Below are 1,702 nucleotides of genomic sequence, written 5' to 3'. Positions count from 1 at the left end.
CAAATCTTGAAATATAACTAAAACTCTRCYTTTATTCTATTTCAAAAAAAATATAGAATCAGATATAGTAATTATTAAAAAATATTAAATATAGTTGAAAATAAAAATAGTCTATATACTTTTTAATTAGTATATAGACTATTTTTTCTGTCTACTTTTGATTAAATTTTATTTCTATTTTATCGACTTTAGGCATTAACTGAACTAACTCTACCTTTGCTTTTTCAAACATATACTTAGATGCTTTTATAGAATCAGTATCTGAATATTTATCTACTAAATAATATACTTTTTTTATTCCTGATTGAATTATATTTCTTGCACAATCATGACAAGGGAATAGATTAACATAAATCCTACATCCCTCTAAAGATTTCCCCCTTGAATTTAGTATTGCATTTTGTTCTGCATGAACTACATATGGATATTTAGTTTCTAGAAATTCTCCTTCTCTTGACCAAGGAAAATCTTCATCACTACATCCATTTATAAAACCATTGTATCCAATAGATACTATCCTATTATCTTTATCAACTATACAGGCCCCCACCTGAGTTGATGGGTCTTTACTTCTCATTCCTGATAATAGAGATATCCCCATAAAGTAATCATCCCAAGATATGTAATCTGTTCTTTTCATAATTACCTCCCTTTACCTAACTTTTTATTTTATATTAAAATTCATCTTATATAATTCTATTNCWTTTCATAATTACCTCCCTTTACCTAACTTTTTATTTTATATTAAAATTCATCTTATATAATTCTATTACATTATCTATTAATGAATTTATTGTTGCTTTTCCTGTACAATTTATTCTATTAGAAACAAATTTAGCCTTACCTAAAGATGCTATTTCATCTACATCAAAATCTAAAATTTGTTTTCCATTTACATAAGTAAATCCAACACCTATTACAACTGCACCTTCTTTTATATCTTCTGACTTTATAAGGTTTTGTTTCCCAACACAAGATATTACTATATCGGCCATCTTAACTAATGATGATAAATCACTTGTTTTACTGTTTGCATTTATAAGGGTTGCGCCTCTATTCATAAGCATAGAACATAATGGCTTTCCTACATGGTTTGATTTTCCTATAACTAATGCCACTTTACCCTGAATATCTACATTATAATATTCTAATAAAGATATAACTCCTTTAGGTGTTGCAGGTGCTAAAACTTTATCATTTCCTAAGTTTATCTCTCCTATCCATTCTCTAGCAAATCCATCTGCATCTACATTATAGTTTATTGCTTTCATAAGACTTTCTGTATCTAGGTGTTTAAATGTTGGTAACTGAAGAATTACTGGTATCTTTTCTTTATTGCATTTGTTTATTATATTTAATACATCTTCATTGTTGCAGTCATCTTCAAATTTTACTACTTCTACATCTAATCCAGCTTTTTCTCCTTCTTTTATTTTACCTTTTATATATCTTGCGTTTGCTTCATCATTTGATGCATTTATTATTATAAATCTAGGTGTTTTACCAATTATTTTTTTTATTTCTTCTATTTCTTTTTTATATGTAAAAATCTTTTCATCACACATTTGTATTGCATCTATTATTTTTGTCATTTCTTTCTCCTAATCTATTTATTTGTTACTTATATTCTATTAAATAAGATATCAAAAATATATATTTTTATCCTTATAAAATTACTTCTACATTCTATTTATTAATATTT

The 1,702-nt window shown here is 25.8% G+C and carries 2 protein-coding genes; both read right to left on the bottom strand.

Going from position 1 to position 1,702, the window contains the following annotated elements:
• Positions 1-151 precede the first annotated feature (151 nt).
• On the bottom strand, positions 152-640 hold the full coding sequence (locus G3997_RS01140) for a deoxycytidylate deaminase (protein ID WP_296646782.1): 489 nt from the start codon (positions 638-640) through the stop codon (positions 152-154).
• A 94-nt stretch (positions 641-734) separates the two neighbouring features.
• Complete coding sequence (locus G3997_RS01135) at positions 735-1,592, bottom strand: bifunctional 5,10-methylenetetrahydrofolate dehydrogenase/5,10-methenyltetrahydrofolate cyclohydrolase (RefSeq protein WP_296646780.1); 858 nt, start codon at positions 1,590-1,592, stop codon at positions 735-737.
• Positions 1,593-1,702 lie beyond the last annotated feature (110 nt).

Origin of the sequence: Romboutsia sp. 13368 (genome assembly GCF_018336475.1) — a bacterium.
GTDB lineage: Bacteria > Bacillota > Clostridia > Peptostreptococcales > Peptostreptococcaceae > Romboutsia.
Note: the sequence above shows the minus strand (reverse complement) of the source record. Positions and strands in the feature narration are given on the sequence as shown.